At 64.1% G+C, this 4,249-nt stretch carries 4 protein-coding genes; 2 read left to right on the forward strand and 2 right to left on the reverse strand.

The window, feature by feature from the left end:
* Positions 1 to 260 precede the first annotated feature (260 nt).
* Complete coding sequence (locus QOC69_RS03630) at positions 261 to 905, reverse strand: hypothetical protein (protein WP_526436453.1); 645 nt, start codon at positions 903 to 905, stop codon at positions 261 to 263.
* Positions 906 to 1,103: 198 nt separating this feature from the next.
* Positions 1,104 to 1,814, reverse strand: coding sequence for a FadR/GntR family transcriptional regulator (locus QOC69_RS03635; protein WP_526436455.1), 711 nt, complete (start codon positions 1,812 to 1,814; stop codon positions 1,104 to 1,106).
* Positions 1,815 to 2,046: 232 nt separating this feature from the next.
* Here QOC69_RS03635 and QOC69_RS03640 point away from each other — a divergent pair, with 232 nt between their 5' ends.
* Positions 2,047 to 2,970: an ABC transporter substrate-binding protein gene (locus QOC69_RS03640; protein ID WP_526436457.1), complete on the forward strand. Its 924-nt coding sequence runs from the start codon at positions 2,047 to 2,049 to the stop codon at positions 2,968 to 2,970.
* Positions 2,971 to 2,990: 20 nt separating this feature from the next.
* The coding region (locus QOC69_RS03645) for an ABC transporter permease subunit (protein WP_526436459.1) at positions 2,991 to 4,249 on the forward strand (1,259 nt) is incomplete at its 3' end.

Raw genomic sequence — 4,249 nt, forward strand, 5'->3', positions numbered from 1 at the left:
GGCTTCCCACCGACGGGTCGAGCCCTCAATATCGGTGAATAAGAACGTCACGACCCCCGAAGGCGGGTCCGCCGCGGACACCCGCCCAGAATCTCACACAAAGCCCTGTTCAACGCGGCAATCGCGATTGACTTTCGAGACTCTCGTGACTCCTCTGTTTCGAGACGTCGTAGGAATTCAATCTGGTACGCGAGTCGGGTGGCCGGCCGTTGAGAATGTGCTGACTGCACCCCTCCTGGCTCTCGAGGCCAGGCGTTTCCTTACATCGCTTCCAGCTTTGCCACCTGGTCGTTGAAGAGCTTCACTAGAGCGTTTGTGTCGTTCGGTGAAATGTCGCCGCCGGGCAGTTGAGTGAAGACCACGGACACGTAAAGACCACGGTAAAGGCCAATGATGCCAGCGCCCTCAGCTCCTTGGCCGGTAACGCGCATTGCGATAGCCCAGCTGGGCAGCCCCGGCAGCGGCAAGGGCGACATCGTGGTGGTGCCTCCCTGAGATTCGACCGTTCCGCACTTGCCGAGCAGGCTCCTGAGGTCTGGCCGCTCTGCGGGCACCAAAAGGAACAAGTTGAAGAATTTGCCTTCGTTGTTCGTCGCCGTACCAGCGGATCTCATCGTCGACCAAGCAACGGATCCCGCTTGAGTGGAGGCCGGTCCCCAAAAGATCGGCGCGCACTCCGGTGGATCAACCGGGTCATTCGACCCCGGTGTGTGGCTACTTATGCTGGGCGCCGCAAATTCCGTTGCGGGACTGTTGGGTACAGCCGACCGATCAACGAACATCGAGCTGGTCACTTGCGTGAACTCCGGTTTCTGCGGCCTTTCGCTGGTCTCCGGCGCTACGGACTTGTTCACCGGCGAAGAGCAGGAGACCGTCATCACCACCATGCACGTGGCTGCGGTCACTGCCAACAGCCTCAGGTGACTCGCACCTACAACCACTGCGTCTTCCCCCGCCCGAAGTCGGCCAACTCGAGCCTGCCCCTACTGCAGACAGGTCTTGTCTGGCAGTTGAGTATCGCGTAGCGGCTGGCGATATGGCTAGCCACCTGGAGCGAGGAGTCACCTCGTGAGGAGGGCGGGCAAGTCGCGCGCTCCGGTTGCTCAGGCCTTCGGCCTGCCCCGGTGGCTGGTCGCCCGGGCAATGAGGTCCTTGACGTCCTGAAGGTGAAGCACCATGGCCTCCTGCGCGGCCACCGGGTCGTGATCGCAGATCGCCTGGTAGATGCGGTGGTGCCCCTGCGTGGAGATCCGGCGGCCCCGGCGGGTTGCGTGCGAGAACTGCCTGACGTCGTTCGTCCATCCACTGCTCATCTCCTGCAGCGACTCCAGTAATGGATTTTGCGCGGCGCGGGCCAGCAGCAGATGGAACTCGACGTCCAGTCGCAGCGACTCCGACTGCAACAGGTTCTCGTGCGACCTGTCCAAGACGTCGCTGAGTTGCAGCATGTTCGACGGAGTTGCCCGGCTTGCGGCGAGTGCGGCAATGGACGGTTCGATGATCTCGCGCAGTTCGGCGGCATGCGCCTGACTCGCATCGTCGACGTCGAGGTTGCGCAGGTCGGTCGAATTCTGTTGGACGGCAAGAACAGTGGTACCGCGGCCGGGCCTGCGATCGATCAGGCGTTTGGCCTCGAGTTCGTGCATCGCCTCGCGAAGGGTGGACCGTGACACGTCGAAGGATTCGGCGAGCACCCGCTCGGAGGGAAGTCGCGATCCCGGCGCCAATTCACGGGTCGCGATCAGCCGCTCGAAGTGGGCGGCCAACACCACGGACATGCTCTGGCCGCGGCGCGGTGCGGGCAGCTGGGTCATCCGCGACTCCCTCGGGTGGACTGGTGCGCCACATGATAGGTCAGATGGTCCGGCCAAGTTGCCGTGTCGGCGTGCTGGCTCGTCGCAAATGTTACGCCGTGTAAATGAATCGGGCGTGTCGGTAAAGGGTTTGTAAATCAACCCATCTCGAGCTGCTGGTCACAGGTCGGCGCCCTACGCTACCGGTGTCACTTGGTCGGACCATCCGGCCAATGCAAGGAGGCGCAGGACAATGACATCGAGACGGACGGCCGCGGTACGAGCCATCGGCATCCTCCTGTGCGCGGTCGCGGCCCTGGCCGGATGCTCATCCACCACCGATGCCGGCAAGCCCGCTGCCAGCGGCGAGTACGCCGACGTCGCGAGTTCCCCCGCGTGCACCCAGCTGCGTCAGCAGCACCCCGACCTGGTCGGCAAGACGATGACCAACGCGCTCAATCCGTACACACCCGGTTACGAGACCGTCGACCCGAACGATCCGAGTAGGTATCAGGGTTTCGACATCGACCTCGGTAACGCGATCGGAGCATGCCTGGGGTTCTCCGTCGCCTATGTATCGGTCGGCTTCTCCGAACTGATCCCCACCGTGTCCAGCGGCAGGGCGAACTGGATACTCTCGAACCTCTACGCCACGAAGGAACGCGCGCAGGGTGGCGTCGATTTCGTCAGCTACTCAAAGGTTTTCGACGGAATTCTGGTCAAGAACGGCAATCCGAAGAAGATTACCGGCATCGACACATCGCTGTGCGGGTTGACCGTTGCGCTCAACAAGGGCTATGTCGAGGTGCCACTCGTCGACGCCGTCGGGCCCAAATGCCAAGCGGAGGGCAAGCCCACGCCGACCACGAGCCTCTTCGACAATAGCTCCGACTGTGTGCAAGCGATCCTGGCCGGCCGCGCCGACGCCTACATGAATGACGTCAACACCGTGAACCGCTACATCGCCGAGCACTCCCAAGACCTGGCTTCGGCGGACACCGTGATGCTGGACTACACCATCGGGATCGGTGTGCCGAAGGACAACCATGACTTCCGGGACGCGCTGGTCGGAGCGGTGACGGAGATCCAATCCACCGGGCTGCAGGGCAAACTCGCGGCCAAATGGAAGCTCGACCAGAACGCCGTCGCCCAACCGACCGTGCTCAGCGCCGGCTGAGCCGGCGGCCGTTCCGACGTATGGAGAAGTTCGCGCACTACCTCACCACGGGTTGGCTCCTCGAGGGCATCGTGTTCACCTTGCAGCTGACCTTGTACGGCTTCGCCGGGGGTTTACTGCTTGGCCTGCTGCTCGCCGCTGCTCAGCTGACCCGGTTCAGGCCACTCGCCGTCGTGGCCCGCGCCTATGTGGTGATCTACCGCGGAACCCCACTGATCTTGCAGATGGTGTTCGTCTTCACCGCGCTGCCGCACGTCGGAATATCGCTGCCCCCGCTGATGGCGGCGTCGGTCGCGTTGGCGATGAACGAGGCGGCCTTCTTCGCCGAGATATTCCGTTCCGGGGTGCGCGCCGTCGACCCCGGGCAGTTGGCAGCAGGCCGGGCGCTGGGCCTGGCGCCGAAGGTGGTGGCGATGAAAGTCGTGCTGCCCCAGGTCGCCCGGATGTCGGTCCCCGCGCTCGGCAACGAGGCCATCGCCACGATGAAGAACTCGGCGTTGGCGTCGATCATCGCGGTGCCCGAATTGACGTTGCGCACTCAGCAGTTGACGTCGGCGACCTTCGACTACTTCTCGATCTACTTCTCCACCGCAGTGATGTACCTGGCACTGACCGGAGTGCTGACGCTGGTTCAGCTTCTCATCGAGGACGCACTCAATCTGGACCGCACCTCTCGCAGGTCCGTGCTCTCGCGGCTCGTCCCGCTGCAGCGCGAGGCGCCGTCCGCGCCGCTCATCGCGAGCGTCCGACCATCCCCGCCGCCGGGGCCACGCACCATCGGCGCGCCGCTGATTCGGCTGGCCGGAGTCTGCAAATCCTATGGCTCCCACACCATCTTCGACGGTGTGGACCTCGAGATCCGTGCGGGCGAGGTGGTCGCACTGCTGGGCCGCAGCGGCTCCGGCAAGAGCACTCTGCTGCGTATGGTCAACGGACTCGAGGACGTCGACGCGGGTGCGATCACCGTCGCGGGCATGGTGGTCGGTCGAGACGATCGAGGGCGCCGGCTCACCGAACGTCAGGCCGCGGAACAACGCAAGCTGCTGGGGATCGGAATGGTCTTCCAGCACTTCAACCTATTCAGTCATCTGTCGGCGCGCGCGAATGTCAGCGGGCCGCTGTGCTGGACCGGCACCCCCAAGGTGGATGCCGACGCCACCGCTGAGGCGCTGCTGGCCCAGGTGGGCATGGCGGAGCGGGCTGATGCGCTGCCGCGGCGGCTGTCGGGCGGCCAACAACAGCGCGTCGGTATCGCGCGGGCGCTGGCGATGAACCCCCG

The sequence above is a fragment of the Mycobacterium sp. genome (assembly GCF_032162105.1).
Taxonomy (GTDB): Bacteria; Actinomycetota; Actinomycetes; order Mycobacteriales; family Mycobacteriaceae; genus Mycobacterium.